Genomic DNA, 26,493 nt, shown 5'->3' on the forward strand with positions numbered 1-26,493 from the left:
TTTATGTATACGATTCGATAACGAAGAGTAAAAGACGGAGTGGTGAATGAACAACATAAACGCCCTGCAGACCGCGCCAGACCTGCATGACAAAGATGAATCGATCTTTCAGGCGCTGATGACCGCGATTGTCGAACATCAGCTGCTGCCGGGGAGCAAGCTGCCGGAAGAGGCGCTGGCCGAGGTGTTTGGCGTAAGCCGCACGGGTATCCGCAAGGTGCTTCAACGACTCGCGGCTGTGCAAATGGTCACCTTAACGCCCAAGCGTGGTGCACACGTTGCCAGCCCGACGGTGGAAGAGGCGCAGCACATCTTCCGCACCCGCGCCCTGCTGGAGGTCGCCAACCTGCCGGACGTGCTGGCCCGCTGCCAGCCGCCGCACCTTGCCGCGCTGGAGGCCATCATTCGCCAGGAGCAGCAGGCGCACGAGGCGTACGACGGCCCGGCGGCAATTCGCCACTCCGCCAATTTCCACATCCAGCTGCAGGCCATCTCCGGCAACCAGGTGCTGACTGAAATGGTGACCGGCCTGAGCCAGCGCTCGTCGCTGGTGATTGCCACCTGGGGTGCGCCGTGGCGTCAGGGGTGCCGCTGCAACGATCACGAACAGCTGGTGGATCTGCTGCGCCAGAAGGCGCTCCAGCCGCTCAGCGATGCCTTAATGCACCATTTTGAACGTATCGTCGCCAGCCTCTGCTTCGAGCGGGCGGGCGAGTGCCTGCCTGATTTTGCCCGGCTGTTTGCCGGCCACAAGGAGTCGTAATGTCCTCTGTCTGTATACAAGTGATTAACCCCAACACCAGCCTCGCGATGACGGAAACCATCGGCGCGGCGGCCCGCGCGGTGGCGGCGCCGGGTACGGAGATCCTCGCGGTCTGCCCGAGCGCGGGCGTGCCGTCTATCGAGGGACACTTTGATGAAGCCATCGCCGCTGTGGGGGTTCTCGAACAGGTCAGGCTCGGCAGAGAGCAGGGCGTGGACGGTCACGTCATCGCCTGCTTTGGCGATCCGGGCCTGCTGGCGGCGCGCGAGCTTGCGCAGGGGCCGGTGGTGGGCATTGCGGAAGCCGCCATGCATATGGCGACGCTGGTGGCGACGCGCTTTTCGGTGGTCACCACGCTGCCGCGCACGCTGATTATTGCCCGTCATCTGCTGCACCAGTATGGCTTTCAGGACAGGTGCGCGGCGCTGCACGCTATCGATCTCCCTGTGCTGGCGCTGGAAGACGGCAGCGGTCTGGCGCAGGAAAAAGTGCGCGCGCGCTGTATACAGGCGCTGAAAGAGGACGGCTGCGGCGCCATCGTGCTGGGCTGCGGCGGCATGGCGACGCTGGCGCAGGAGCTGACGCGCGAGCTGCGCGTGCCGGTCATCGACGGCGTCAGCGCGGCGGTGAAGATGGTGGAATCGCTTGTGGCGCTGGGGCTGTCGACCAGCAAGCACGGGGATCTGGCCTTCCCGGAGAAAAAAGCGTTAAGCGGACAGTTTCAGGCACTGAATCCATTTTAATTTTTGGGGGTGGCAATGGGGCTTTTTGAACAGAATTACCCGCGGGATCTGCGCGGCTACGCGGGCAACCCGCCGCACGCGCGGTGGCCGAATCAGGCGCGCGTCGCCGTGCAGTTTGTGCTCAATTATGAGGAAGGGGCGGAAAACCACGTTCTGCACGGCGATGCCGGATCCGAGCAGTTCCTGTCGGACATCATCGGCGCGGCCAGCTACCCGGATAAACACATGTCGATGGACTCCCTCTACGAATACGGCAGCCGCGCCGGGTTCTGGCGGATCCACGGTGAATTTCAAAAGCGCGGCCTGCCGCTGACGGTCTTTGGCGTGGCGATGGCGCTGGCGCGTCACCCGGAGATCGTCGAGGCAATCAGGGCGGCGGATTACGACGTGGTGAGCCACGGCTGGCGCTGGATCCACTATCAGCACATGGATATCCAACAGGAGCGCGAACACCTGCACAAGGCGGTGCAGGTGCTGACCGACCTGTTCGGCAAGCCGCCAACGGGCTGGTACACCGGGCGCGACAGCCCCAACACCCGCCAGCTGGTGGTGGAGCACGGCGGCTTCGACTACGACAGCGACTACTACGGCGACGATCTGCCCTTCTGGACGGAAGTGGCCTGCGGCGACGGCTCCCGTAAACCGCACCTGATCGTGCCGTATACGCTGGATGCGAACGACATGCGCTTCGCCACCGCGCAGGGGTTTAACACCGCCGAGCAGTTCTATACGTATTTGAAGGACAGTTTTGACGTGCTGTACGAAGAAGGGGAAAGCGCGCCGAAGATGATGTCCATCGGCATGCACTGCCGCCTGCTGGGGCGGCCGGGGCGTTTTCGCGCGCTGCAGCGGTTCCTGGATTATATTCAGCAGCATGAGCGGGTGTGGGTCTGTACCCGCCAGCAGATTGCCGACCACTGGCGGGAGGTGCATCCGTTTCAGAAATAAGTGTGCCGCGTTTAGCCGGGTGGCGGCTGCGCCTTACCCGGCCTACAGGACCTCGTATTCCCGGTGGCGTTACACCATCAAACTCACCTGCGCCGCCACGATCCGCCACCCGTAGGCAAACCGCACCCACGTCTGCTGCTGGCGGCCAATGCGCTCCGTGCCCTCACGGGTAAACTCGGTGCTGCACACGGCATAATCCTCCCCGAAGGTGGTAATCACGGTGTGGCGCAGCGTCCGCTGCAGCCCGGCGGCGGGCGCGCCGCGCGAAAGGCGCGGATTTCATCAATCCCGTACAGGTTTTCACCCGCCCCCAGACGCACCGTGTTTTTGTCGTGCCAGAACAGCTCGTCCAGCACCGCAACGTTGTTGCTCACCAGCGCGTCTTCATAGCGGTAAAACGCGGCGGTCACCTCGGCAACCACCCACGGCAGGTTAATGTCATCGTGATTCATCATGCGGCCACCTCCGCCGGACGGGCATCGGTGATGCCACTCTCCTCCAGCACGCGCGCGACGCGCAGGCAGGCCTGCTCGTTAAACGGCGCGGCAATCAGCTGCAGGCCAATCGGCGCACCCTGGGCGGTGCGCAGCGGAACGGTGGTCACGGGCAGGCCTAAAAACGAAATCGGCTGGGTCAGCATCCCCATGCTGGCGCGGATGGGGAGCGGCTGACCGTTAATCTCCATGGTTTGCTCACCCGCGAGCGTCGCGCTGCGCGGCGTTGCCGGAGCGATCAGCACGTCGGCCTGCGCGAACAGGGTTTTAAACGCCTGCCGGGCGTGCGCGCGAAACCGCTGGGCCTGAATGTACCAGGCGGAGGGGATCATCGCCCCGGCCAGCAGGCGCTCCCGGGAGTGCGGCTCAAAACGCTCGGGCTCGCAGCGAAGCGCGGGCAGGTACTGATTTCCCCCTTCGGAGGCGCTGATGATAAACGCCGCGGAGCGCGCCAGCTCGGCGTCCGGGAACTGCAGCTCATCCTGCACGTCGAGCGCCTTCGCCACCCGCGCCACGGCGTCTCTGGCATCCGCATCGCACCAGGTGGTGAAGTAGCCGCCGAGCACCGCGCAGCGCAGGCCGTCAAGCCCCCGGTCGAGCAGGGGGCGCGTCTGCTCGCGCGAGCTCTCTGCCTGAAAACCGTCGCTGCTGTCCCGGCCCTGCAGCGCGTCGTACACGGACGCCAGATCGCACACGCGGCGGGCAAAGGGGCCGATATGATCGAGGCTCGCGACAAACGGATGGCTGCCGGATCGCGACAGGCGGCCAAAGGTGGGCTTCAGGCCATAGATGCCGCACAGGGAGGCCGGAACGCGAATCGAGCCGTTGGTGTCGGTGCCGAGCGAAAAGTGCACCAGCCCGGCGGCCACGGCGGCGGCCGAGCCGCCGGACGATCCGCCCGCAATGCGCGCCAGATCGTGCGGGTTACGCGTGGTGCCGTAGTGGCTGTTTTCGGTTGTGAAGCCGTAGGCGTAGGCGTCCATATTTACCATCCCGGTCAGCAGCCCGCCCGCGCTGCGCAGCTGGCGCACCGCGAAGCTGTCAGCGGCCGCGGCAGGGCGCTGGCTGAACAGCTCTGCCCCGGCAAGGGTGGTGTGACCGGCAACGTCGAACAGGTTTTTTACCGCGTAGGGCACGCCCGCCAGCGGGGGCAGGGGGCGCTTTTCGCGGCGCAGGGTGTCGATGCTCTCGGCCTCGGCGAGCATGCGCGCTTCCGTCACGGCGGTCCAGGCGCCGATCTGCGGGTTAACGCGCGCAATCGCCTCCAGCGTCTGGCGGGCAATCTCGCGAGCGCTCAGCTCGCCCGCGCTCAGCGCATGCTGGATCGCGCTGATACTCATCTCGTGTAGCCTCATGCTTTGTATACTCCTGCGATCTCCAGACGGTCGTCGAGCGGCAGCGCCATCAGCGGGGCGGCCAGGGTGGCAATGCGGCTGAACTGCAGCTGCAGCTCGGCGCGGCGGGCATCGTCCAGCGTCACGCCGAGAACGGACTCCATTTGCGCCAGATACGCCTGCCAGTCGGGTTGTGGTGTCGTCATTGTTTTCTCCTCAGAATCCGGCGGCCGCGCCGTTGCTGCGCGGGTCAAATGCCCCTTCGAACAGCCCGTTGGGGTGGCGGACAATCGCGCCCGCGTGGCCCATCGCTTCGCTGAAGTCAGGGAATATTTCCACCTCGTGTCCGAGTGCCTGAAGCCGTGAGACCGTCTCAGCGGTAAAGCGTCCTTCCAGCTTTAACGTGTCAGAGGTTTGTCCCCAGGTGCGCCCCAGCAGCCAGCGAGGGCGGGAAATGCTTTCCTGTAAAGGCACGCCCTGAATCGCGTAGCGGGTAAAGAGCGCGGCCTGGGTTTGCGGCTGGCCGTCGCCGCCCATCGATCCGTAGACCATCACGCGCCCGTCCTTAAGACGCGCCGCCGCCGGGTTCAGGGTATGGAAAGGCTGCTTGCCCGGCGCGAGGGCCAGAAGATGATTGGGATCGAGGCTGAACGATGCGCCCCGGTTCTGCCAGACGATGCCGGTGTCGGGCAGCACCACGCCGCTGCCGAACTCGTGATAGATACTCTGGATAAACGACACGGCGAGTCCGCTGTTATCCATTACCCCCATCCACACCGTATCGCCGGGGCCTTTTCCGGTGCCCCACGGCGCGGCGCGGCCGTCGTCAACCCTGTCGGCAAGCGCCTGCAGAGCGGCGGGATCCAGCAGACCCTGAATATCGGTTTTCAGCTCGCGCGGGTCGGTGATGTGGGCATCGCGCAGGCCAAAGGCCAGCTTGGTGGCTTCAACGATGCGGTGAACGGTGTCGGCGTCGTCGGCCTCCGCCATATTCAGGCGGTCGGTGATGCCGAGTATTGCCAGCGAGACCAGCCCCTGCGTCGGCGGGGCGTGGTTAAAGATCTCCCCCTGCTGATGCTGTAGCCTCAGCGGCGCGGTGCGCCGGGCAGCGTGCGCGTGTAAATCGGCCAGCGTCACGGGCAGGCCCAGCGTTTCCATGCCGTGCGCCAGCACGTCCGCCAGCGGGCCGCGGTAAAAGCTGTCCAGACCGTCCTCCGCCAGGCGCGTCAGGGTCGTGGCCATGGCGGGCTGGTAAAAGCGGCTGCCGACCTCTGGTGGCTTACCGTCCACCAGCCAGGTTTCCGCGAAGCCGGGGACGTCCTTCAGCTCGTCGAATTTGCTAGCCGTGGCGTGGGCCTGAGAGGCCGTGACCGGCGTGCTGTTCTGCGCGTACTCAATGGCGTCGGCCAGCAGGCGGGCCAGCGGCAGCGCCTTGCCGGTCATCTCGCGCGAGACCTTCAGCGCCTCGTCCCAGCCGCTCACCGTGCCGGCGACGGTCAGCGCCGCGCGGGGGCCGCGGTGGGGAATATGCGCCAGCCCGTCGTAGGCGGCGAGCGTTGCGCGCGATCCCGCCGCGCCGCTGGCATCAATGGCGACAGGTTCGCCTTCCGGCGGCACGATAAGCCAGAAGCCATCGCCGCCCAGGCCGTTCATGTGCGGATAAACCACGGCAATGGTGGCCGCCGCGGCGACCATTGCCTCTATGGCGCTGCCGCCTTCGCGCAGCACCGCCAGCGCGCTCTGGCTGGCAAGATGGTGGGGCGCAACGGCCATGCCGTGCGTGGAGACATTACTTTGCATAAAGCGTCCTCGTAACCCTGAAAGTCACAAGGTGCTGCAAAAGCTGTTCCAGTTCTGAGAGAAAAGTTTCAGTAAACTGGCACGTATAATGAAAGGTAGAATGAAAGGCAAAATGTGATGAAACAAAAGTTACAGAGGCGCTATGGAACAACTGGATGAACGTCTGAAAGCACAGTACCCGTCGCTGTCGCCGCAGGAGCAGCGGGTGGCGGATTTTATTTTCGATCATTTTGACGATCTGATTAGCTACAACAGCGCCGAGCTGGCGCAGCTGAGCGGGGTGTCGAAAGCCACGGTCAGCCGTCTGTTTAAGCGTCTGGGCTATGAGAAATATAAAGACATGCGCGACGAGCTGCGCACCCTGCGCCAGAGCGGGATGCCGCTCACCGATAACCGCGACGCGGTGCAGGGCAATACGCTGCTGGCGCGCCACTATAAGCAGGAGATGGCGAACCTGACCCAGTGGGTTAATGCCCTCGACGCGCAGCAGTTTGCCGACGCGATGGCCTGCATGGTGAAGGCGCGGCGCATCGTCATTATCGGCATGCGTAACGCCTATCCGGCGGCGCTGCACCTGCGCCAGCAGCTGCTGCAGGCGCGCGGTCAGGTGCTGGTCCTGCCGCAGCCGGGGCAGAGCCTGGGCGAAGAGCTGGTGGATTTAACGCCGGACGATCTGGTGGTCATGATGGCCTTTCGCCGCCGCCCGCGCATTATCCGCCCGCTGATGCAGCAGCTTCAGAGCAGCGGTATTCCAGTGCTGCTGATGTGCGAGCCGCAGGCGCACAGCCTGTTTCCGCTGGCGAGCTGGCAGCTCTGCGCCCCGCTGGACAGCGTCTCGGCCTATGACAGCTACTCCTCGGTCAACAGCCTGATTAATCTGCTGGCGAATGCCTTCCTGCATGAAATTCTCGATAAAGGCCGCCCGCGCATTCACGAGATTGCCTCCCTCTACCAGCAGCTGGACGAACTCGAACAGCGATAATGGGGCATCAGGCTGGTGCTTTGCATTAAAATGGTGCATCTGACGGGTCGGGAAAACATACGTTTTTTCGATCCGTCCGCGTTTTATCAGGCTTCGAAAGAATATTCCCCGCTTCGCCCTATCTGGCACATTAGTTGCAAAATCACATTCAAAGAATCTTTTGTTTCATGTTAACGTTACGGGGAAGCACCATGAAAAAATTGTTGATTGCACTGGCCGGGGCCGCATGCCTCTTCACACAGCTGCCGGCAAAGGCTGACCAGCTTCAGGATATCGAGAAGCGCGGCACCATTCGCATTGCCGTTCCGCAGGACTTCCCGCCGTTTGGCTCGGTGGGGACCGACCTGCAGCCGCAGGGCTATGACATCGACATGGCGCGCTATCTGGCCAAACAGATGAAGCTCAAGCTGCAGCTGGTGCCGGTGACCAGCGCCAACCGCGTGCCGTACCTGCAAACCGATAAGGTGGATCTGGTCATTTCAAGCCTCGGTAAAAACCCGGAGCGCGAGAAGGTGATCGACTTCAGCCGCGCCTACGCGCCGTTCTTCCTCGGCGTGTTTGGTCCGAAAGGGGCCGAGCTGAAGGACGCCGCCGCGCTGAGCGGAAAAACCATCGGCGTGACGCGCGGGGCGGTGGAGGACATGGTGCTGACCGGCCTGGCGCCGAAAGACGCGGACGTGAAGCGCTACGAAGACAACAACACCACGCTCTCCGCCTACCTCTCCGGACAGGTGCAGTACGTGGCAACCGGCAACCTGGTGGTGGCGGCTATTTCGCGCCAGAACGCGGATAAAGCCCCGGTGCCGAGCTTTATGCTGAAAGATTCGCCGTGCTTTATTGGCCTGAAGAAAAACGAACCGGCCCTGAAGGCAAAAGTGGATGCGCTGATTGAGCAGGGCATCAAGGACGGCACGCTGAACGGCCTGTCTGAGCAATGGCTGAAGGCCCCGCTGCCGGCAAACCTTGGCGCCTGAGCCGATGACGGAGCAACTTGATTTCTCCGCGCTCTGGCCGCACTGGCCGGAGCTGCTGGCGGGGCTGTGGGTCACCGTTCAGCTGACGGTGATGGCGACCGTCGGCGGGCTGGCGACAGGGATTTTCGGGGCGGCGATCCGCAGCGGACGCACCACCTGGTTCAGCCGGATCTGGGGCGCGTATGTGGAAATCATCCGCAACACGCCGTTTGTCGTGCAACTGTTTTTCATCGTCTTCGGCCTGCCGAATCTCGGGCTGAAGATGACGGCGGGGGAAGCGGCGCTGCTGGCCATGGTGGTGAACCTGGGCGCCTACAGCACCGAGATTATCCGCGCGGGCATTCAGGTCACGCCGAAAGGGCAGTGGGAAGCCGGACGCGTGCTGGGGTTGACCCGGCTGCAGACCTTTATCCGCGTGGTGCTGCCGCCCGCGCTGCAGCGCATTTACCCGGCGCTGGTGAGCCAGTGCATTATCGTGATGCTAGGCTCGTCGGTGGTGTCGCAGGTCTCGTATGAAGAGCTGACCTTCGCCGCCAACCTGATCCAGTCCAGAACGTTTCTGAGCTTTGAGGTTTATCTGGTGACAACCGGGATTTACTTAGCGCTGTCGATTACCCTGCGCCAGCTGATGATGGCGGCGGGACGGAAATGGCTGGGGGTGCAGGCATGATGACCACCTTTACCGACTGGGACATTATTCGCAACCTGCTGCTGGCCGGACGCTGGACGGTGCTGCTGTCGCTGGTGGCGTTTGTCGGCGGGGCGGCGGTGACGCTGCCGCTCCTGCTGCTGCGCCTGACGGGCGGGCGCGCGGTGAAGCGCATCATCCGCGGCTATATTGAGCTGTTTCAGGGCACGCCGCTGCTGATGCAGCTGTTCCTGGCCTTCTTTGGCGTGGCGCTGTTCGGCATCGACGTCTCGCCGTGGACCGCCGCCTCGCTGGCGCTCACCTTCTACACCAGCGCGTTTCTGCTCGATATCTGGAACGGCAGCATTCGCGCCCTGCCGAAAGGGCAGTGGGAAGCGTCGCGCTGCCTGGGGCTGACCTTCGGCCAGACCCTGTTTCGCGTCGTCGCCCCGCAGGCGCTGCGCATCGGCATCGCCCCGACGGTCGGCTTTGCCGTGCAGGTGATTAAAGGTACCGCGCTGGCGTCGATTATCGGCTTCATCGAGCTGACCAAGGCCGGGACCATGCTGACCAACGTGACGTATCAGCCGTTTAAGGTCTTTGCGCTGGTGGCACTCGGCTACTTTATTCTGTGTTATCCGCTGTCGCGCTACAGCCGCTATCTGGAGACGAAATTCAATGCCTCTCATCACCATTAATCAGGTGCAGAAATACTACGGCGATAACCACGTGCTCAAGGGCGTCGATCTGGATATCGACATGGGCCAGGTGATCTCCATTATCGGACGCAGCGGATCGGGCAAAAGTACGCTGCTGCGCTGCATCAACGGACTGGAAGGCTATCAGGACGGCAGCATCAAGCTGGGCGGCATGACCATTACCGATCGGGATTCTCAGGCGCGGGAAATCAGCCGCTCGGTCGGGATGGTGTTCCAGAGCTTTAACCTGTTCCCGCACATGACGGCGCTGGAAAACGTGATGCTCGCCCCGCGTCGGGTGCTGAAGAAAAGCGCCGCCGAATGCCGCGAGCTGGCGCAGCGCATGCTGGAGAAAGTGGGCTTAGGCGATCGTCTGGATTACTACCCGTCGAGCCTCTCCGGCGGCCAGCAGCAGCGCGTGGCAATTGCCCGGGCGCTGGCCATGTCGCCGAAAGTTTTACTTTGTGACGAGATCACCTCCGCGCTCGACCCGGAGCTGGTGGGCGAAGTGCTCAAGGTGCTGGAGCAGCTGGCGGCCGAGGGGATGACGCTCATACTGGTTACCCATGAAATGAATTTTGCCCGCGAAGTGGGCGACCGCGTGGTGTTTATGCACCAGGGGAAAGTCTGGGAGCAGGGCGACAGCAAAACGCTGTTCGCCAACCCGCAGACCACGGAACTGAAGCAGTTCATCTCCTCCGTGCGCGGCCTCAACTGATAAGGACTTAACAATGGATATCGCACGCTTTCCGCAAATCAACCCGCCCCAGCGCCTGCTGATGGGGCCGGGCCCGATCAACGCCGACCCGCGCGTGCTCCGCGCCATGTCGAGCCAGCTGATCGGCCAGTACGATCCGGCCATGACCCACTACATGAACGAGGTGATGGCGCTCTATCGCGGGGTGTTCCGCACCGAGAACCGCTGGACGATGCTGGTGGACGGCACCTCCCGCGCGGGAATTGAAGCCATTCTGGTCTCCGCCATCCGCCCGGGAGATAAGGTGCTGGTGCCGGTCTTTGGCCGTTTTGGTCACCTGCTGTGCGAAATTGCCCGCCGCTGCCGCGCCGAGGTGCATACCATCGAGGTGCCGTGGGGCGAGGTGTTTACCCCGGACCAGGTTGAGGATGCGATTAAGCGTATTCGCCCGCGCCTGCTGCTGACCGTGCAGGGCGACACCTCCACCACCATGCTGCAGCCGCTCGCCGAGCTCGGCGCCATCTGCCGCCGCTACGACGTGCTGTTTTACACCGACGCCACCGCGTCGCTCGGCGGCAACGCGCTGGAGACCGATGACTGGGGGCTGGACGCCGTCTCGGCCGGGATGCAGAAGTGCCTCGGCGGCCCGTCGGGCACGTCGCCGATCACCCTGAGCGCGCGCATGGAGGAGGCGATTCGCCGCCGCAAATGCGTTGAGGAGGGCATCCGCACCGACGCCCACCGCGACGGCGACGAGGAGATGATCTACTCCAACTATTTCGATCTCGGCATGGTGATGGACTACTGGGGGCCGGAGCGGCTGAACCACCATACCGAAGCCACCACCGCGCTGTTTGGCGCCCGCGAATGCGCGCGTCTGATCCTGCAGGAAGGGCTGGATAACGGCATCGCGCGCCATAAGCTGCACGGCGATGCGCTGTTGAAGGGCATTCAGGCGATGGGGCTGGAGACCTTCGGCGACCTGAAGCACAAGATGAACAACGTGCTGGGCGTGGTTATCCCGCAGGGCGTCAACGGCGACCAGGTGCGTAAGCTGATGCTGGAGGATTTCGGGATTGAAATCGGCACCTCGTTTGGTCCGCTGCACGGCAAAGTGTGGCGCATTGGCACCATGGGCTACAACGCGCGCAAAGACTGCGTGATGACCACCCTGAGCGCGCTGGAGTCGGTGCTGAACTACCTGAAATTCACCACCACGCAGGGGGCCGCCATGCAGGCCGCGTGGGACCACTATCGCCGCGAGACGCCGCAATGAGCCCGGCGGCTGAACGGGTGATGGCGCGCGCCGACGCGCTGGCCGCCATCAGCGAAACCCCGGATGCGCTGACGAGGGTTTATCTCTCAACCCAGCATCTGCAGGCCAACCAGCTGGTGGGGCAGTGGATGAGCCAGGCGGGAATGACCGTCTGGCAGGACAGCGTGGGCAACATCTGTGGACGTTATGAGGGCGCGAAGGAAGGGGCGCAGGCGGTGCTGCTCGGCTCGCATCTGGATACCGTGCGCAACGCCGGGCGCTACGACGGTATGCTCGGCGTGCTTGCCGCCATTGAGGTGGTGGACAGCCTTCACCAGCAGGATGTGCATCTGGCGCAGGCCATCGAGATTGTCGGCTTTTGCGACGAAGAGGGGACCCGCTTCGGCATTACGCTGTTAGGCAGCCGGGGGCTGACGGGCACCTGGCCGCAGGGCTGGCTGGAAAAAGCCGACGCCAGCGGAATCAGCGTGGCGCAGGCGATGACCCTGGTGGGGCTCGATCCTGCCCGCGTGCGGCATGCCGCGCGCCGTCAGGAGGATTTCAGCGCCTATCTGGAGCTGCATATTGAGCAGGGGCCGTGCCTTGAGCAGGAGGTGCTCGCCCTTGGCGTGGTGGAAGCCATTAACGGCGCGCGCCGTCTGAACTGCCGCTTCACCGGCGAGGCCGGTCACGCGGGAACCGTGCCGATGCACCACCGCAGGGACGCGCTGGCCGCCGCCGCCGAGTGGATGGTTATTATTGAAAACGCTACCCGACAGCAGGGCGGCAACCTGGTGGCGACGGTTGGCGAGCTGCGCTGCCTGCCGGGGGCGGTGAACGTGATCCCCGGCGAGGTTCAGCTCTCGCTGGATATTCGCGGGCCGCAGGATGCGCCGCTGGATCGGTTGCTTAACGACCTGCTGGAACATGCGCAGGCGATCGCCTCGCGCCGCGGTCTGGACTTCAGCGCCGAGGAGTTTTACCGCATTGCCGCCACGCCGTGCGATTTCCACCTGCAAAACGTGCTGGGGGAGGCCGTCACATCGGTACAGGGGCGCTCGCTAATGCTGCCCAGCGGTGCGGGCCACGACGCGATTGCCATCGCGGAACGCTGGCCGGTCGGCATGCTGTTTGTGCGCTGCAAAGAAGGCGTCAGCCATCATCCGGCGGAATCGGTGATGGCTGAAGATGTCGCCCTGGCGATTGAGGCGTTTGGGCGGGCGGTGAGAACGCTGGCCGACGGTGGCCCGTGTTAAATTGTAGGCCGGGTAAGCGCAGCGCCACCCGGCAAGGTCAGCGTTACTCCAGCCCCAGCGTATATTGCGCGATCTTAAAGTAGATAATCAGCCCGGTACCGTCGATAAGCGTCGCGATAAACGGCGCGGAGACAACCGCCGGGTCAATGCCGCAGCGCTTGAGCACCATCGGAATGACGGACGACACGATCGCGCTCCAGAGCGTTATGCACACCAGCGTCAGGCTGACGATAAGGGTGATTTCCAGCCCAATCCCCATCATCCAGGCGCGAATGCACCCGGCGATACCGAGCGTGGCGGCAATCATCAGCGAGGTGGTCATCTCTTTACGCAGCACGCGGCCCACGTCGCGCAGACGGACTTCCCCCAGCGCCATGGCGCGCACCAGCGTGGAGGTGATCTGCGTCCCGCTGTTGCCGCCCGTGCCGATCAGCAGCGGAATAAAGAACGCCAGCGCGATAGCGGACTCCAGCGCCTCTTCAAAATGCTGGATCACCGAGCTGGTGTAGGCCTCCGCGACAAACAGCAGCAGCAGCCAGACGGAGCGTTTCTTCCACAGGCTGTACGGGCTGGTGTCCAGATAGGGCTTCTCCAGCGGCAGCGTTGCCCCCTGAAGCTGGGCGTCTTCGGTGACGTCATCTTCCAGCAGATGGGCGATTTCGCGCTCGGTCAGGCAGCCGACGAGCTTGCCGTGGGTGACCACGGGCACCACGTCCGCGCCGCCGTGCGCCAGCAGTCCGGCAACGTCGGCACGTTCATCCTCCGGTTTGACCTGCAAAAACTGCGAAATCATCAGCGATTTCATCGGCTGTACCGTGTCGGCGGTCTGCAGCAATTTACGCACGGCAATCATGCCCGCCAGGCGGCCATTGTCTTCAATAAAAATATGAGACGGAATATCGTCGTCTTTTAATTTTTCGAAGAATTGCTCGCGCGCCAGCGCCACGCATAATGAAATATCGAGGACAATAAAATCGGTATTCATATATTGCGCGATGGCGCTGTCATTGAATGCCAGGTTCTGGTTGTGAATAGCGTAAGACATAGTGAATTCCCTTTGAATAATAACATCTCTCAGGGGCGAGCAAGACAGGGCATGTCGAAGAGGAGATCCCCACGTCCTGGGTTCAGCACTGTACACCGTATCCCGTAAGGGAAGTTATACTGACAAAGCCTTGATTCGACAGTGCCTGTTTTACCCTGTGTCGATTCTCTCGAACCTACCAGAGCGATAACGTGTATTTGTACAGGAGCCTCGCCATAACGAGATCGTTGTAAAACGAGAGGAATAATACGCTTATTTAAATTTACCGCTCAGGAAATTAAATAATGTTTAAGAACGGTTTAGACGATTTTTATTAATAAAATGTTGAGGGTTTATTTAAGTTAATTCATTTCTAATGGAGGATTAAATAACCAACGGAGGAGGGGAGAATGGCGTGGTTTGATAATCTGCTGAATCATTTTGCGCTGTATCCGGCACATCTTTTCGCGCTGTTATTTGTGATGGCGCTGAGTAAATCGACGGTGCTAGTCTCCTCCGTGCTGCCGCCCGCCTCGGTGATGCTGCTGGCGGGCATTACCGTCAGCCAGGCGAGCATGCATCCTGTGCAGGCCTGGCTGGCCGTGGTGTTGGGGGCAGCGGCGGGTTCGGTGCTGAACTACCATATCGGCCGACTGATGGGGCACACCCGGCTGGTCACGCGTTTTACCTCAAAGCATGCCGATAAGTTCTTGCGGATACAGCATCAGCTGCAAAAGAACGGCGTCATCGTGCTGTTTACGTCGCGTTTTCTGGCGGTGTTGCGCTACATCGTCCCGCTGGCGGCGGGGATGCTCAGGCTGAATGCAGTCAAGGTCTACGCCGTCAGCCTGCTTTCCGCCTGCGCATGGGCGGCGCTGTATGTCGGCATCGTCACCGGCATCAGCGCCTTTTGAGTTACAAACTCCCCATTCCGCCGTCCACCAGCAGCTCCGTTCCCACCGTGTAGCTCGACTCATCGGAGGCCAGATAGAGCGCGGCTTTTGCCAGCTCCGTCGTCGAGCCCATTCTGCCGAGCGGCACCAGCTTGATGATCTCTGCCATCATCGCGTTAAGCGCCTCGTCGCTTAAGCCCGTCTTCGTAAACGCCGGGGTTTCCACCGGACCGGGGCTCAGGCCGTTGACGCGGATCCCGCGCGGCAGCAGCTCCGCCGACAGCGTGCGCGCCAGCGACAGCAGGGCGGCCTTGCTCGCGGCATACACGCTGCTGGTGGGCAGGCCGATGCGCGCGCTCACGGAGCCGCAGAGGATCACCGACGACGGGTTATTCAGCAGCGGCAGCAGCGCCTGAATTAAAAAGAAGGGTCCCTTCAGGTTGATGCCCATCAGGCGGTCCCAGGCATCCTCCTGCCAGGCTTCCAGCGGCGCGTGCGTCACGTCGCCCGCGTTGAGAAACACCGCGTCGAGGCGCGGCCAGCGGGCGGCGAGGGTTTCCGCCAGCGCTTTTTGCGACGCGATATCGCCCGCATCGGTCGGGATCACCCAGGCCTTATCGCCAAGAATACGTTCTGCTTCGGCGAGGGTGTCCGGGTTGCGTCCGGTCACGGCGACGCGCGCGCCTTCGGCGATAAACGCCTGCGCGGTGGCGAGGCCGATGCCGCTGGTGCCGCCGGTAATCAGCGTATATTTATCTGTTAAACGACCCATGTTCTTCTCCTGAAATGTCACTGGAGAAAGCACTATAGAAACGTTAGTATCGAAAGGAAACCAGGTACCAAATGGATACTAACGAGGCAAGAGGTGTGCTATGGCAGAAATGCTGGAGGTTTGCTGTGAAAAAAAATCTGAGGCGTATACCTGCCCGATGACGCAGTTTGTGAACCTGATTTCCGGTAAATGGGCGATCCCCATTCTCTACCGCCTGATTGTGTTCAACACGCCCGTACGCTTTGGCGATCTGCTGCGGGCCGCTGCCCCCATCACGCAGAAAGAGCTGACGAAGCAGCTGCGCCTGTTTGAGCAGCGCGGGCTGGTGACGCGGACGGTCTACCCGGAGATCCCCCCGCGCGTGGAGTATCAAATCACCGAGCTGGGGCTAACCCTGCAGGACGCACTCTCGCCGCTGGCCGCCTGGATGAGCGAGTACGGCGACCAGCTTGAGCGTTAGGCTACTGTTTCACGTAGCGCGGTGCCGGAATGCCGGTGCGCGCGCTGTTGAACAGCTCAAGGCGCGCCGCTTCGTAGCGATCCCACAGGCCGGCGTCGTGCATCGGCGGGATGGTGATCGGTTCACCCTGATCCAGACCCGCCAGCGATGCATCCACCATATCGTCGGTGGTCATCACCGATCCTTCCGGCAGATCGTTTACCGTGACGCCCGAATGGCTCCAGATTTCCGTCGCCGTGGCGGCGGGCAGCACGGCCTGAATGCGCACGCTGCTGTCGGCAAATTCTTCCTGTAACCCACGGGTAAAGCTCAGAACCCACGCCTTGGTGGCGCTGTAGAGCGCGCTGCCCGCCCGGACGTGCAGTGCCAGCACGGACGCGATATTGATCAGCGTGCCGCGATTGTTCTGCGCCAGGCGGGGCAGGATGGCGTAGGTCAAACGCATCAGCGCCGTGGTGTTCAGGGTGTTAATGGCCTGATGCTGCGCCACATCGCCTGCGAGGAACGGCGCCATCTGCGCGGTGCCAGCGTTGTTAATGAGCGTATCAATGGCGGTATTGCTGCGCAGCTCCTCTTCCACGGCGCTGATGCCGGCTTCATCGGTAAGATCGGCCACCAGAATATCGACGGCTACGCCATAGCGCGCGCGCAGGTCGGCAGCGAGGGCTTTCAGGCGATCTTCGCGACGAGCGACCAGCACCAGGTTAGCGCCGCGCGCGGCAAGGCGATCGGCATAAACGGCACCAATCCCGGAAGAGGCACCCGTAATCAGGGCGGTGGTGATTTGCGTAGTCATCGTGTGTTTCCTCAAGGCAAAGTGGGTTATTTGGTTTCAAGATGAAACTGAATAAACTCTCTGCTATTTGGTTTTATAATGCAACCATTTTGCTGAGCATTTTGTGCTTTTGCCGTCGGTTACGATCAGGAGGGAAGTTTTGCCACGATCTCTTCAGGCGTCAGTTCGCGCCCATCGTCGGCGATAAGCGCCAGCTTGCGCAGGGGTTTGCGCTGTTCAGCATCGACCAGCACGGTGCCGCATTCGTTATCCGCAAACAAAAATTCATTGCCCCACTGGGAGAGGGCAACCAGCACCGTTTGCAGGGCGCGCCCCTTTTCGGTCAGGACGTATTCCTGCCAGGCGCTGCCGTCGGACGCGGGCTGAAGCCGGAGGATGCCTTCGTCGACCAGCAGTTTCAGCCGCGCGGTCAGCATGTTTTTCGCGATGCCGAGACTTTTCTGGAACTCGCCGAAGCGTTTAATCCCGCGCAGCGCGTCGCGCACGATCAGCAGCGACCACCAGTCGCCGATGATATCCAACGAACGGGCGACGGGGCAGGTGCTCTCTTCGAGGCGGGTACGTTTCACGGTCAATTCTCCGGTGGTGTGTGGTTTTATTATAAAACTTATTGGTACACACCGTAAGCACGTTAATCATCAGTTTGAGAAATGCTTCCCGGAAAATTGTCACCAATCTGTCACACTGAACGCGACATTTTAAAACGAGTGAGGAATTAGGGATGAGAAAAGCACTACTCGCGCTGGCGGTCGCCGGTTCCATTTCAGCAACGTTTGGCGTGCAGGCGCAAGAGACGCCGGAAGGGTATCAGCTGGAGCAAGTTTTAATCATGAGTCGCCATAACCTGCGCGCGCCGCTCGCCAATAACGGCAGCGTGCTGGAGCAGTCCACTCCGAAGCAGTGGCCGGAGTGGGAGGTGCCGGGCGGTCAGCTCACCACCAAGGGCGGCGTGCTGGAAGTCTATATGGGCCATTACATGCGCGAGTGGCTGGCGCAGCAGGGGATGGTGAAGACGGGAGAGTGCCCAGCGGCGGATAGCGTTTATGCTTACGCCAACAGCCTGCAGCGTACCGTCGCGACCGCGCAGTTCTTCATCACCGGCGCGTTCCCGGGCTGCGACGTTCCCGTGCACCATCAGGAAAAAATGGGCACCATGGATCCGACCTTTAATCCGGTGATTACCGATAACTCGCCGGAATTACGCGAAAAAGCGCTCAAGGCGATGGAGTCCGAGCGGCAGAAAATGCAGCTTACCGAAAGCTATAAGCTGCTGGAGCAGATGACGAACTACCCCGATTCTCCGTCCTGCAAAGAGAAAAAGGTCTGCTCGCTGGCGGACGCGAAAGATACCTTCAGCGCCGACTATGAAAAAGAGCCTGGCGTATCCGGGCCGCTGAAGGTGGGCAACTCGCTGGTGGACGCGTTCACGCTGCAGTATTACGAAGGCTTCCCGGCCGACCAGGTGGCCTGGGGCGAAATCAAAACCGACCAGCAGTGGCGCGTGCTGTCGAAGCTGAAGAACGGCTATCAGGATTCGCTGTTTACCTCCACGGAAGTGGCGCAAAACGTGGCGAAGCCGCTGGTGAAGTACATTGATAAAACGCTGGTCACCGAACAGGCAAAAGCGCCGAAAATCACCCTGCTGGTGGGGCATGACTCGAACATTGCTTCCCTGCTGACGGCCCTGGATTTCAAACCGTATCAGCTGCACGACCAGCAGGAGCGCACCCCCATTGGCGGCAAGATTGTCTTCCAGCGCTGGCATGACAAAAACGCCAATCAGGAGCTGATGAAAATTGAGTATGTCTACCAGAGTTCAGAGCAGCTGCGTAACGCCAGCGTGCTGTCGCTTCAGTCGCCCGCGCAGCGCGTGACGCTGGAGCTGAAAGGCTGCCCGGTGGATGCGAACGGCTTCTGTCCTGTCGATAAATTCAATGCGGTAATGAATAACGCGGCGAAGTAAAGGAGAACCCCCCGCTGCGGCGGGGGCAAACGCTTAGACGTTTTTACGTTCGATGGTTTGCTCGCCCCAGAAGAGCGAGTCTTTATCCGTTTTTTCGAAGGCGCGCACCAGCACCTCATCGTTACCTTCCTCCCAAATCTGCTCGGCCAGCTTTTCATCGTACTTCGCGACTTCAAAGATAGCTTCGGCAATCTCCGGAGAGGTGTTGCGTAAACTTGCCCATTCGCCCACGTGGTGAGCTTTGGATTCTTGAGTTGGCATGCTTGTCCTCCTGTTGGGTATTAGCCGTTCAGTTTTTTGGCCAGACCCGCGACGTATTCACCCTGATAGCGGGCGATAGACAGTTCTTCATTGCTTGGCTGACGTGAGCCATCCCCACCGGCAATGGTGGTTGCGCCGTACGGCGTACCGCCACGCACCTGGGAAATGTCAAACAGCTCCTGGGCGCCGTAGCCAATCGGCACAATCACCATCCCGTGATGAGCAAGGGTAGTCCAGGTTGAGGTAATCGTCTGCTCCTGACCGCCGCCGGTGCCGGTTGAGCTGAATACGCTGGCGAGTTTGCCGTAGAGCGCCCCGGATGCCCAAAGCCCGCCGGTTTGATCGAGGAAGGTGCGCATCTGGCCTGACATATTGCCGAAGCGGGTTGGGGTGCCGAAGATAATGGCATCATAGTCCGCCAGCTCCTGCGGGGTGGCGACCGGAGCGTTTTGCGTTTTCCCCCCGGCTTTCAGGAAGGCTTCCGCCTGCATGGTTTCCGGTACGCGTTTCACCACAACCTCAACGCCATCAACCCTGTTTGCACCTTCTGCTACCGCGTGAGCCATGGTTTCAATGTGTCCATACATGGAATAATAGAGCACCAGAACTTTTGCCATTTTGCATCACTCCTCGTTGGTTTTTCTGACAGCGGATCGCTGCCTTCTTTTAAAGATATGCCATCACAGCCAGACTGCAAAAATGAACGGCATTTCTTTGATTTATAACAATATGGTTACAAAAAGGCGTTGTAGCAAAATGATACAACTTTTTGGCGGCGGATTTTTGAAATGATAAGAAAGGTTTATGAATCACCGTCGCGTCATCTCACCCGAAAGGCTGAGTTCATGTTGCAGAATATTACCTGCGGCTTGCCGGATAGCGGCATTCCACTAAGCTTAGTTTCACGCGGCACAGATAAAGGCACTGTCCTTGTGTTGCGAGGTGAAAGAATCCTCTTTTACTGAATGCAATATGATGTCTAATGTTTCACATTCTGGAGGTTAGAGATGGCAAACCATCGTGGTGGTTCAGGTAATTTCGCAGAAGACCGTGAAAGAGCATCAGAAGCAGGCCGTAAAGGTGGCCAGCATAGCGGGGGCAACTTCAAGAATGACCCGCAACGCGCATCTGAAGCTGGCAAGAAAGGGGGCAAAAACAGCCACGGCAGCAGTAAGTAACACGCCGGGTTGAACCCCTGCCGCCGGGATCTCCCGGCGGTTTTTTTATTTCTGCAACATTGAACTGTAACCAAAGGCAACGCACACTAGAGAATTGATCTTAACCGCGAGTGCCGCATGTCTGTCTCACGCTTCAAATTCTCCGTTAAACCGCAGGAAGCCATCCTCATCCTCATCACCATGTTCTGGGGCGGGACGTTTCTGGCCGTTCAGTACGCGGTGACCCTCAGCGACCCGTTCTTTTTTGTTGGCCTGCGCTTTGCGACGGCGGCGCTTGCCGTAGGGCTGATTTCACTTAAAACGCTGCGGGGGCTGAGGCTTACAGAGCTTAAGGCCGGCGTGGCGATTGGGGTGGCGATAGCGATGGGCTACAGCCTGCAAACGTGGGGATTGCAGACCATCCCCAGCAGCAAATCCGCGTTTATCACAGCGATGTATGTGCCGCTGGTGCCGCTATTGCAGTGGCTCTGTCTCGGCAGAATTCCGGGTCTGATGTCATGTATTGGCATCGTGCTGGCGTTTATCGGCCTGATCCTACTGGCCGGCCCGGAAAACAACCTGCTTGCGCTGGGGCCGGGCGAAATCATCACCCTGATTGGGGCGATTGCCATTGCTGCGGAAATTATTCTGATTAGCGCCTGGGCGGGCAAGGTCGACGTCAAACGGGTGACGGTGGTGCAGCTCGCCACGGCGTCGCTGGTGGCGTTTGCGACGATGGTTCCGGCAGGTGAATCCGTGCCGCCGATGTCCACCGGCCTGGTGGTGGTCGCACTGGGGCTGGGTATCTTCAGCGCCATTATTCAGGTCACCATGAACTGGGCGCAGCGCAGCGTATCGCCAACCCGCGCGACGGTGATTTATACCGGCGAACCGGTCTGGGCGGGAATTTTCGGACGCATTGCTGGTGAGCGCTTGCCGCTTCTGGCGCTGGTGGGCGCGGCATTTATTGTCGCCGGGGTGCTGGTGAGCGAGTTAAAGCTCAAACGGAAGAAAAACGCGCTGCCAGAAAATGACAGCGCGGCGTTAAATCAGGAATCCTGATGCACGACGGCGCCCTGCGGCGCGGCGGCCATCCGGCGGCTCAGCAGGGCGTTAAGCAGGATCGCGCCGAAGGTCGCCGTACCAATCCCGCCAATCGTAAACCCGCCCAGCGTCAGGGCAAAATCGCCCGCGCCCAGCACCAGCGTGACCGCCACCATAATCAGGTTGCCGTTCTGGCTGAGATCGACTCGATGCTGCACCCAGATACGCGCCCCGGCCACGGCGATCAGCCCAAACACCACAATCGATGCCCCGCCGATGACCGGTGACGGAATGGTGTGGATCAGCGCGCCGAACTTCGGCGAGAAGCCGAGCAGCATCGCCATCACCGCCGCCGCCACGAAGACCAGCGTCGAGTAGACCTTGGTCACCGCCATCACGCCAATATTTTCGGCATAGGTGGTGACGCCGCTGCCGCCCACGGAACCGGAGAGCATGGTCGCCAGACCGTCACCGACGAACGCGCGGCCCATGTACGGATCCATGCTGCGCCCGGTCATTCCCGCAACCGCCTTCAGGTGGCCTAAATTCTCTGCCACCAGGATCACCGCCACCGGTGCGATAAGCATCATCGCCTGGGTGTTAAAGGTGGGCGAGGTCACCTTCGGCAGGCCAAACCAGGCGGCCTGATGCAGTAGGGTAAAATCAACCGGCTTTCCCAGACCGAAAACGTTGGCCAGCAGGGCGTAGACCAGACAGGCGACAATCAGCCCAACCAGGATCAGTAGCCGCTGGATCATGCCGCGCGTGAACACCGCCACCAGGCCGATGCACAGCACGGTGATCACCGCCATCCAGCTTTCAAACGGCGAGGCGGAGACGCTCCTGACCGCAATCGGGGCGAGATTGAGGCCTATCGCCATCACCACGGCGCCCGTCACGACGGGGGGCATCATTCGCTCGATCCAGCGCGTGCCGATTTTCATCACCACCAGACCAATCAGGGTGTACACCAGGCCGCAGGCGATGATGCCGCCGAGGGCCACGCTCAGGTTGGGGTTGATCCCCTGGCCGTTAAATCCGGTGGTGGCGATGACCACCCCGACAAAGGCGGCGCTGGAGCCGAGATAGCTGGGCACGCGCCCGCCGGTGATGAAAAAGAACAGCAGGGTACCGATACCCGACATCAAAATAGACAGGTTGGGATCGAGTCCCATCAGCATCGGCATCAGCACGGTGGCGCCAAACATGGCGACCGCGTGCTGAACGCCCATCACCATCGTCTGCCCGAGCGGGAGGCGTTCATCCGGCGCGACCACGCCTGCTTCTGTGGAGGTCGATTTCAACTGCCAGTGGGGAAATCCGAACATGGTCTGTCTCCTTAGAGCGGGTTAACAGGCGGGGCGCATAAGCGCGTGGTAGCCGCGGTCAAACCACACCAGCCCTTGCGGCGCGGGGTGGCGAATAATCGAAATAATGTCGCAAAAAAGAATGTCGTGGGTGCCGACGCTCACCACCTGGCTGATGCGGCAGTCAAACGAGGCCAGCGCATCTTCCAGGCGCGGACAGCCCGTGTCGCCCGTCTGCCAGCGGGCGGCGGCAAAGCGTTCCGCCATCGGCGTTTTCCCGCCAAACAGGTTAGATAAAGGCTCCTGTCCTGCGCTCAGGGTATTCACGCAAAGGGTGCGGTTCTCGCTAAAGGTTGGCCAGACGGACGCGCCGCGGTTCAGGCACACCAGCAGGGTAGGCGGTGAATCCGTGACGCTGCACACCGCGCTGGCGGTGAAGCCTGCCATCCCCGCCGGGCCGTCGGTGGTGATGATGTTGACCGCCGCGCCAACGCAGGCCATGGCGTCGCGAAAGGTTTGTTTATCCGGTGTCGTCATAATCGCTCCTTACGCCAGCCCGCAGGCATCGTCGAAGTCCAGACGCGGCAGGCGCCCGTAAAGTTTGCGGGTATCGCCATAGCCAATGTTGATCAGCAGATTGCTTTTAAGCGTGGTGCCGGTGAAAAAGGCCTCGTCGACCTTCTGGCGGTCAAATCCCGACATCGGGCCGGTGTCCAGCCCCAGGGCGCGACAGGCGAAAATCAGGTAGGCGGCCTGCATTGAGCTGTTGCGAAAGGCGGTCTCTTCCGCATGCGCGGGGCTGGCGGTAAACCAGCTCTTTGCATCGCCGTGTGGGAACAGCTCGGGCAGGCGCTCGTAGAATTCACTGTCCCAGGCAACAATCGCCGTGACCGGGGCGGTGAGCGTTTTCTCGAGGTTGCCGCTGGAGAGCGCCGGGCGCAGCTTCTCTTTCCCCTCCGCGCTTCGCACAAACACAATTCGCGCCGGGGAGCAGTTGGCGGACGTGGGCCCCCATTTCATCAGGTTGTAGATTTCGCGCAGCGTTTCGTCGCTGACGGGCATATCCAGCCAGCCGTTGTGGGTGCGGGCGCCGGTAAACAGCGTTTCCAGCGCGGCGGGGGTAATGGCTTCGCTCATTAAAGCTCCTTATAAAGCGGGTTCCGGGCTGTGCAGCAGGCTGGCAAGCCCGTTCAGCAGCAGGGTGTTAAAGGTATCCGGCTCGGTGACGTTGCAGGCATGCCCGCCCTGGCGCATCACCGCGCTGCGGCTGTGCGGGATCGCCGCCTGCAGTTCCGACGAGCAGACGGAGGGCACCAGCATGTCGTCGGCGGAACAGATAATCTGTACCGGGCAGCGAATGCGCGCGGCATGGCGGCTGAAGTCGGCCTTTTTCAGGGCGCTGAGCCTGTGCAGCAGGTTGGATTTGCCCTGGAAATGGGCCAGCGCCAGCGCCTCTTCTGCCTCCAGGCGAGGTGCGCGGGCGGCCATCCAGTCCGCCGGGTAGAGAAACAGCGGCTGCGCTTCGACCCACGCCTGCGCGCCGCCGTAATGCAGCAGGCGCTCGCGGATCTGAAAGCAGCGGCGGGTGTGGGCGTTGAGGGTCAGCCAGCCGTTGACGCATACCAGCGCGGTGAGGGCGTCTGGCCTGTCGAGGGCCAGCTGCAGGCCGACCAGCGCCCCCAGCGCGTGACCCACGACGCAGTAGCGGGCAATCCCGGCATCCGCCAGCGCCTGGGCCAGCTCGTCCGTCATCTGCGCAAGGCTGTACCCTTCCGGCAGGGTGTCAGGGTTATTGCCCGTTCCCCGCTGGTCATAGCACACCACCTGATACTCCGGCTCCAGCGCGGCCAGCTGGGGCAGCCAGTAGCTGCCGCTGCCGCCAAGACCGGAAATAAAGACCACCACGGGCGCGCACTCGTACGGCGGCGGCGAGACGGAAAGTTTCATACCTGCCTCACTTCGCGATGTGCGCAACGGTGGCGATTTCAACCAGCGCCTCTGGCTTCACCAGCCCGCACTGAATGCAGAATCGCGCCGGTTTATCGCCGGGGAAGAACTCGGCGTAAATCTCGTTAATCGCGGCGTAGTTTTTCCAGTCGGTGATAAAGATGCTGTTGAAGGTCACATCCTCCATCGTGCCACCCGCCGTTTCGATCACGGTTTTGATCGTCTCGAGCACGTGGCGGGTTTGCGCCTTTGGGTCGTTGATAAACACCACGTTGTTGTCTTTATCAAACGGCAGCGTGCCGGAGACATACACCACGCCGTCGGCGAGGGTGCCGGGAACAAACGGGGCAATCGGCGTGCTGGTACCCGGCGGGATGATTACGGATTTCGGCATCAGGTGTCTCCTCAGGCGATACGGGCGAGCGGGGGATTCAGGGCGTCGCAGAAATCTGCAACGTTACTGACCCAGCCAAAAAAGGTTTCAATATTGAACAGGGCTGCTTTCTGGGCGAATTCCGGCCCGGCCTGATGGGTCGCGTCTTCCAGCACCACGCCAAAATATTCGAGGAAAAAGCCGTCGCGCAGGGTCGACTCCACGCAGACGTTGGTGGCAATTCCGGTAAACACCAGATGACGAATGCCCCGGCTGCGCAGCAGGCTGTCGAGCGGGGTGTTGAAAAAGCCGCTGTAGCGCGGTTTGGGCAGGACAATATCGCCCGCCTGCGGTACCAGCTCATCCACCAGCTGATAGTCCCAGCCGCCTTTCGCCAGCAGCTTGCCCTGCAGTTCGGGCCGTTTACGCATGGTTTTAAGGGCGTTCGACTTGTGGAAGTTGGGCGAGCCAGGGCCGCCGGCCTCGACGTACTGGTCATCCCAGCCGTTCTGGAACCAGATGATGAGCATGCCCGCGGCGCGCGCGGCGGCAACGGCGGTTTTAATGTTCTCAATCACCGGCCGGGTGGCGGAGACGTCGAACCCCGCCAGATCCAGATAACCGCCCTGGCTGGCGTAGGCGTTTTGCATGTCCACCACGATCAGCGCGCTCTGCTGCGGCGCGAAGGTGATGGCTTCCGGGCGTGCGTTAAGGGTCGTCATTACGCCACCTCCTTCGTGACGGCAGGAATGTGGGCGCGGCACTGCATCAGCGGCTGGATGCGCTCGCCGAAGGTCTCCACGCCGGTCAGGAAATCGTCGAAGGTCAGCAGAACGCCTTCCGCACCGGGCACGGCCGCCACTTCGTCAAGCATTCTGGCGACGCTGGCATAAGAGCCGACCAGGGTGCCCATGTTGATATTGACGGCGGAGGTCGGGTCGGCCATCTGGCGGACGTTGGTATCCGCCCCGGAGCGGGTATCCTTCTGGCTCTGTTCGGTGAGCCAGCTCAGGGCCTCCTCGTCGGCGCCGTCCTTATAGCGCTCCCATTTGGCGCGCGCGGCGTCGTCGGTTTCGTCGGCGATCACCATGAACAGCACGTAGGAGCCCACATCGCGCCCGGTCCTGTCGGCGGCCTCTTTCATCCGTGCGGCGGTCGGGGCGAAGGCGGCAGGCGTGTTCACGCCTTTGCCGAAGCAGAAGTTAAAGTCGGCGTATTTGGCGGAAAATTCCATCCCCGCGTTGCTCTGTCCGGCGCAAATCACCTTCATCGGCACAGACGGCTGCGGGCTGACGCGGCAGTCGTTCATGGTGAAGAAGTCACCCTTGAAATCGCTTTTGCCGGTACCCCACAGGTCGCGCAGCACCTGGACGTATTCGGTCAGGTAGTCGTAGCGACGCGAGAAGTAGTCGTCACCCGGCCAGAGCCCCATCTGCTCGTACTCGGGTTTTTGCCAGCCGGTGACCAGGTTGACGCCAAAGCGCCCGCCGGAGATGGAGTCGATGGTGGAGGCCATGCGCGCCACGATCGCCGGGGGCAGGGTGAGCGTGGCGGCGGTAGCGTAGATTTGGATCCGCGAGGTGACCGCGGCCAGCCCGGCCATCAGGGTAAAGGACTCCAGGTTGTGGTCCCAGAATTCGGTTTTGCCGCCAAAGCCGCGCAGCTTGATCATCGAAAGCGCAAAGTCGAAATGGTAGTGTTCCGCTTTCTGCACGATGGCTTTATTGAGCTCAAAGGTCGGCATGTACTGCGGTGCAGCGGTCGAGATAAGCCAGCCGTTGTTGCCGATCGGTACAAATACGCCAATTTTCATCACGAACCTCTCTTCATTACGTCGCAGGTGTAGCGGTGTTTTTGCAAAGGCAGTGCCAGTTTTGAAAATGGCAGTGTTATTAATGTGTTAATTAGAAGTTGGTGGATTGAT

Annotated in this window: 30 protein-coding genes, 2 pseudogenes and 1 riboswitch; of the genes and pseudogenes, 15 read left to right on the plus strand and 17 right to left on the minus strand. The window is 61.4% G+C overall.

Annotation, left to right across the window (positions count from 1 at the left end; translation table 11 throughout):
- Positions 1–46: 46 nt before the first annotated feature.
- The 3 genes and pseudogenes from ACJ69_RS03625 (at position 47) to puuE (ending at position 2,454) form a co-directional block, all read left to right on the plus strand.
- Complete coding sequence (locus ACJ69_RS03625) at positions 47–763, plus strand: GntR family transcriptional regulator (protein WP_059346455.1); 717 nt, start codon at positions 47–49, stop codon at positions 761–763.
- Positions 763–1,637: pseudogene (gene hpxA / locus ACJ69_RS03630) on the plus strand (allantoin racemase). The gene ACJ69_RS03625 and the pseudogene hpxA overlap by 1 nt, the downstream one beginning before the upstream one ends.
- Positions 1,555–2,454 carry an allantoinase PuuE gene (puuE, locus tag ACJ69_RS03635; RefSeq protein WP_230598734.1) on the plus strand — a complete coding sequence of 300 codons (900 nt, stop codon included), beginning with the start codon at positions 1,555–1,557 and terminating at the stop codon, positions 2,452–2,454. Before hpxA ends, puuE begins: the two are co-directional and overlap by 83 nt.
- A gap of 69 nt (positions 2,455–2,523) precedes the next feature.
- On the opposite strand, the pseudogene hpxZ reads toward puuE, so the two are convergent.
- The 4 genes and pseudogenes from hpxZ to hpxW all read right to left on the minus strand — a co-directional run bounded on the left by hpxZ (position 2,524) and on the right by hpxW (position 6,082).
- Positions 2,524–2,909, minus strand: a pseudogene (gene hpxZ / locus ACJ69_RS03640) (oxalurate catabolism protein HpxZ).
- Entirely contained in the window at positions 2,906–4,303 is a 1,398-nt protein-coding gene (locus ACJ69_RS03645) for an AtzE family amidohydrolase (protein WP_059346458.1), read from the minus strand. The pseudogene hpxZ and the gene ACJ69_RS03645 overlap by 4 nt, the downstream one beginning before the upstream one ends.
- A complete protein-coding gene (gene hpxX / locus ACJ69_RS03650) occupies positions 4,300–4,488 on the minus strand; it encodes an oxalurate catabolism protein HpxX (protein WP_054830440.1) in 189 nt (62 codons plus the stop codon). The genes ACJ69_RS03645 and hpxX overlap by 4 nt, the downstream gene beginning before the upstream one ends.
- 10 nt (positions 4,489–4,498) lie before the next feature.
- On the minus strand, positions 4,499–6,082 hold the full coding sequence (gene hpxW / locus ACJ69_RS03655) for an oxamate amidohydrolase (RefSeq protein ID WP_059346459.1): 1,584 nt from the start codon (positions 6,080–6,082) through the stop codon (positions 4,499–4,501).
- A gap of 142 nt (positions 6,083–6,224) precedes the next feature.
- On the opposite strand from hpxW, the gene hpxU reads away from it, so the two are divergent.
- From hpxU to hpxK, 7 genes are all read left to right on the plus strand, one after another.
- A complete protein-coding gene (gene hpxU / locus ACJ69_RS03660; RefSeq protein ID WP_023311063.1) occupies positions 6,225–7,064 on the plus strand; it encodes a MurR/RpiR family transcriptional regulator HpxU in 840 nt (279 codons plus the stop codon).
- A 191-nt stretch (positions 7,065–7,255) separates the two neighbouring features.
- Positions 7,256–8,038: a transporter substrate-binding domain-containing protein gene (locus ACJ69_RS03665; protein WP_023311064.1), complete on the plus strand. Its 783-nt coding sequence runs from the start codon at positions 7,256–7,258 to the stop codon at positions 8,036–8,038.
- A gap of 4 nt (positions 8,039–8,042) precedes the next feature.
- A complete protein-coding gene (locus ACJ69_RS03670; RefSeq protein WP_032648997.1) occupies positions 8,043–8,708 on the plus strand; it encodes an amino acid ABC transporter permease in 666 nt (221 codons plus the stop codon).
- Entirely contained in the window at positions 8,708–9,364 is a 657-nt protein-coding gene (locus tag ACJ69_RS03675) for an amino acid ABC transporter permease (RefSeq protein WP_071789398.1), read from the plus strand. The genes ACJ69_RS03670 and ACJ69_RS03675 overlap by 1 nt, the downstream gene beginning before the upstream one ends.
- Positions 9,345–10,082, plus strand: a complete 738-nt coding sequence (locus tag ACJ69_RS03680; RefSeq protein ID WP_008499843.1) for an amino acid ABC transporter ATP-binding protein — start codon at positions 9,345–9,347, stop codon at positions 10,080–10,082. The genes ACJ69_RS03675 and ACJ69_RS03680 overlap by 20 nt, the downstream gene beginning before the upstream one ends.
- A 13-nt stretch (positions 10,083–10,095) precedes the next feature.
- Positions 10,096–11,337: a pyridoxal-phosphate-dependent aminotransferase family protein gene (locus ACJ69_RS03685; protein WP_023335201.1), complete on the plus strand. Its 1,242-nt coding sequence runs from the start codon at positions 10,096–10,098 to the stop codon at positions 11,335–11,337.
- Positions 11,334–12,572 (plus strand): allantoate amidohydrolase, encoded by a 1,239-nt coding sequence (hpxK, locus tag ACJ69_RS03690; RefSeq protein ID WP_059346460.1) that lies wholly within the window; start codon positions 11,334–11,336, stop codon positions 12,570–12,572. The genes ACJ69_RS03685 and hpxK overlap by 4 nt, the downstream gene beginning before the upstream one ends.
- Positions 12,573–12,615: 43 nt before the next feature.
- On the opposite strand, the gene ACJ69_RS03695 is transcribed toward hpxK, so the two are convergent.
- The gene (locus tag ACJ69_RS03695; RefSeq protein WP_054830409.1) at positions 12,616–13,617 is read right to left on the minus strand and encodes a magnesium transporter; all 1,002 of its coding nucleotides are present in this window, start codon (positions 13,615–13,617) and stop codon (positions 12,616–12,618) included.
- Positions 13,618–13,677: 60 nt separating this feature from the next.
- Positions 13,678–13,847: riboswitch (M-box (ykoK) riboswitch) on the minus strand.
- 159 nt (positions 13,848–14,006) lie between these two features.
- Here ACJ69_RS03695 and ACJ69_RS03700 point away from each other — a divergent pair.
- The gene (locus ACJ69_RS03700) at positions 14,007–14,510 is read left to right on the plus strand and encodes a DedA family protein (protein ID WP_054830410.1); all 504 of its coding nucleotides are present in this window, start codon (positions 14,007–14,009) and stop codon (positions 14,508–14,510) included.
- 1 nt (position 14,511) lies between these two features.
- Here the strand turns inward: ACJ69_RS03700 and ACJ69_RS03705 are convergent, their stop codons facing one another.
- Positions 14,512–15,261: an SDR family oxidoreductase gene (locus ACJ69_RS03705; protein WP_029741836.1), complete on the minus strand. Its 750-nt coding sequence runs from the start codon at positions 15,259–15,261 to the stop codon at positions 14,512–14,514.
- Positions 15,262–15,361: 100 nt separating this feature from the next.
- On the opposite strand from ACJ69_RS03705, the gene ACJ69_RS03710 reads away from it, so the two are divergent.
- Positions 15,362–15,721: a winged helix-turn-helix transcriptional regulator gene (locus ACJ69_RS03710; RefSeq protein WP_023335206.1), complete on the plus strand. Its 360-nt coding sequence runs from the start codon at positions 15,362–15,364 to the stop codon at positions 15,719–15,721.
- Position 15,722: 1 nt separating this feature from the next.
- On the opposite strand, the gene ACJ69_RS03715 is transcribed toward ACJ69_RS03710, so the two are convergent.
- Together ACJ69_RS03715 and ACJ69_RS03720 are read right to left on the minus strand one after the other, a co-directional pair.
- Positions 15,723–16,517 carry an SDR family NAD(P)-dependent oxidoreductase gene (locus ACJ69_RS03715; RefSeq protein ID WP_059346461.1) on the minus strand — a complete coding sequence of 265 codons (795 nt, stop codon included), beginning with the start codon at positions 16,515–16,517 and terminating at the stop codon, positions 15,723–15,725.
- 125 nt (positions 16,518–16,642) lie between these two features.
- The gene (locus tag ACJ69_RS03720) at positions 16,643–17,086 is read right to left on the minus strand and encodes a winged helix-turn-helix transcriptional regulator (RefSeq protein ID WP_059346462.1); all 444 of its coding nucleotides are present in this window, start codon (positions 17,084–17,086) and stop codon (positions 16,643–16,645) included.
- 152 nt (positions 17,087–17,238) lie between these two features.
- Between ACJ69_RS03720 and agp the strand changes: the two genes are divergently transcribed.
- A complete protein-coding gene (gene agp / locus ACJ69_RS03725; RefSeq protein WP_059346463.1) occupies positions 17,239–18,480 on the plus strand; it encodes a bifunctional glucose-1-phosphatase/inositol phosphatase in 1,242 nt (413 codons plus the stop codon).
- A gap of 33 nt (positions 18,481–18,513) precedes the next feature.
- On the opposite strand, the gene ACJ69_RS03730 is transcribed toward agp, so the two are convergent.
- Both ACJ69_RS03730 and wrbA read right to left on the minus strand, forming a co-directional pair.
- Positions 18,514–18,741, minus strand: a complete 228-nt coding sequence (locus ACJ69_RS03730) for a YccJ family protein (protein ID WP_008499832.1) — start codon at positions 18,739–18,741, stop codon at positions 18,514–18,516.
- Between the two features lie 20 nt (positions 18,742–18,761).
- Positions 18,762–19,358 carry an NAD(P)H:quinone oxidoreductase gene (wrbA, locus tag ACJ69_RS03735; protein WP_023311076.1) on the minus strand — a complete coding sequence of 199 codons (597 nt, stop codon included), beginning with the start codon at positions 19,356–19,358 and terminating at the stop codon, positions 18,762–18,764.
- A 390-nt stretch (positions 19,359–19,748) separates the two neighbouring features.
- Here wrbA and ACJ69_RS03740 point away from each other — a divergent pair, with 390 nt between their 5' ends.
- Both ACJ69_RS03740 and ACJ69_RS03745 read left to right on the plus strand, forming a co-directional pair.
- Positions 19,749–19,919 carry a con-10 family general stress protein gene (locus tag ACJ69_RS03740; protein ID WP_023311077.1) on the plus strand — a complete coding sequence of 57 codons (171 nt, stop codon included), beginning with the start codon at positions 19,749–19,751 and terminating at the stop codon, positions 19,917–19,919.
- Positions 19,920–20,036: 117 nt separating this feature from the next.
- On the plus strand, positions 20,037–20,960 hold the full coding sequence (locus ACJ69_RS03745; protein WP_059346464.1) for a DMT family transporter: 924 nt from the start codon (positions 20,037–20,039) through the stop codon (positions 20,958–20,960).
- On the opposite strand, the gene rutG is transcribed toward ACJ69_RS03745, so the two are convergent.
- From rutG to rutA, 7 genes are read right to left on the minus strand one after another with little or no spacing between them, the layout of a single operon-like run.
- Positions 20,948–22,270 carry a pyrimidine utilization transport protein G gene (gene rutG / locus ACJ69_RS03750; RefSeq protein ID WP_054830356.1) on the minus strand — a complete coding sequence of 441 codons (1,323 nt, stop codon included), beginning with the start codon at positions 22,268–22,270 and terminating at the stop codon, positions 20,948–20,950. The two genes, ACJ69_RS03745 and rutG, sit on opposite strands and share 13 nt — an antisense overlap.
- A 21-nt stretch (positions 22,271–22,291) precedes the next feature.
- Complete coding sequence (gene rutF / locus ACJ69_RS03755) at positions 22,292–22,786, minus strand: NADH-dependent FMN reductase RutF (protein ID WP_023311082.1); 495 nt, start codon at positions 22,784–22,786, stop codon at positions 22,292–22,294.
- A 9-nt stretch (positions 22,787–22,795) separates the two neighbouring features.
- Positions 22,796–23,386, minus strand: coding sequence for a malonic semialdehyde reductase (locus tag ACJ69_RS03760; RefSeq protein WP_054830357.1), 591 nt, complete (start codon positions 23,384–23,386; stop codon positions 22,796–22,798).
- A 9-nt stretch (positions 23,387–23,395) separates the two neighbouring features.
- On the minus strand, positions 23,396–24,196 hold the full coding sequence (gene rutD, locus ACJ69_RS03765; protein ID WP_059346465.1) for a pyrimidine utilization protein D: 801 nt from the start codon (positions 24,194–24,196) through the stop codon (positions 23,396–23,398).
- Positions 24,197–24,203: 7 nt separating this feature from the next.
- Positions 24,204–24,590, minus strand: a complete 387-nt coding sequence (rutC, locus tag ACJ69_RS03770) for a pyrimidine utilization protein C (RefSeq protein ID WP_010429508.1) — start codon at positions 24,588–24,590, stop codon at positions 24,204–24,206.
- A gap of 11 nt (positions 24,591–24,601) precedes the next feature.
- Entirely contained in the window at positions 24,602–25,291 is a 690-nt protein-coding gene (gene rutB / locus ACJ69_RS03775; protein ID WP_028012657.1) for a pyrimidine utilization protein B, read from the minus strand.
- Positions 25,291–26,382 carry a pyrimidine utilization protein A gene (gene rutA, locus ACJ69_RS03780; RefSeq protein WP_059346466.1) on the minus strand — a complete coding sequence of 364 codons (1,092 nt, stop codon included), beginning with the start codon at positions 26,380–26,382 and terminating at the stop codon, positions 25,291–25,293. Before rutA ends, rutB begins: the two co-directional genes overlap by 1 nt.
- Between the last annotated feature and the right edge of the window lie 111 nt (positions 26,383–26,493).

This window comes from Enterobacter asburiae, from assembly GCF_001521715.1.
Taxonomy (GTDB): Bacteria; Pseudomonadota; Gammaproteobacteria; order Enterobacterales; family Enterobacteriaceae; genus Enterobacter; species Enterobacter asburiae.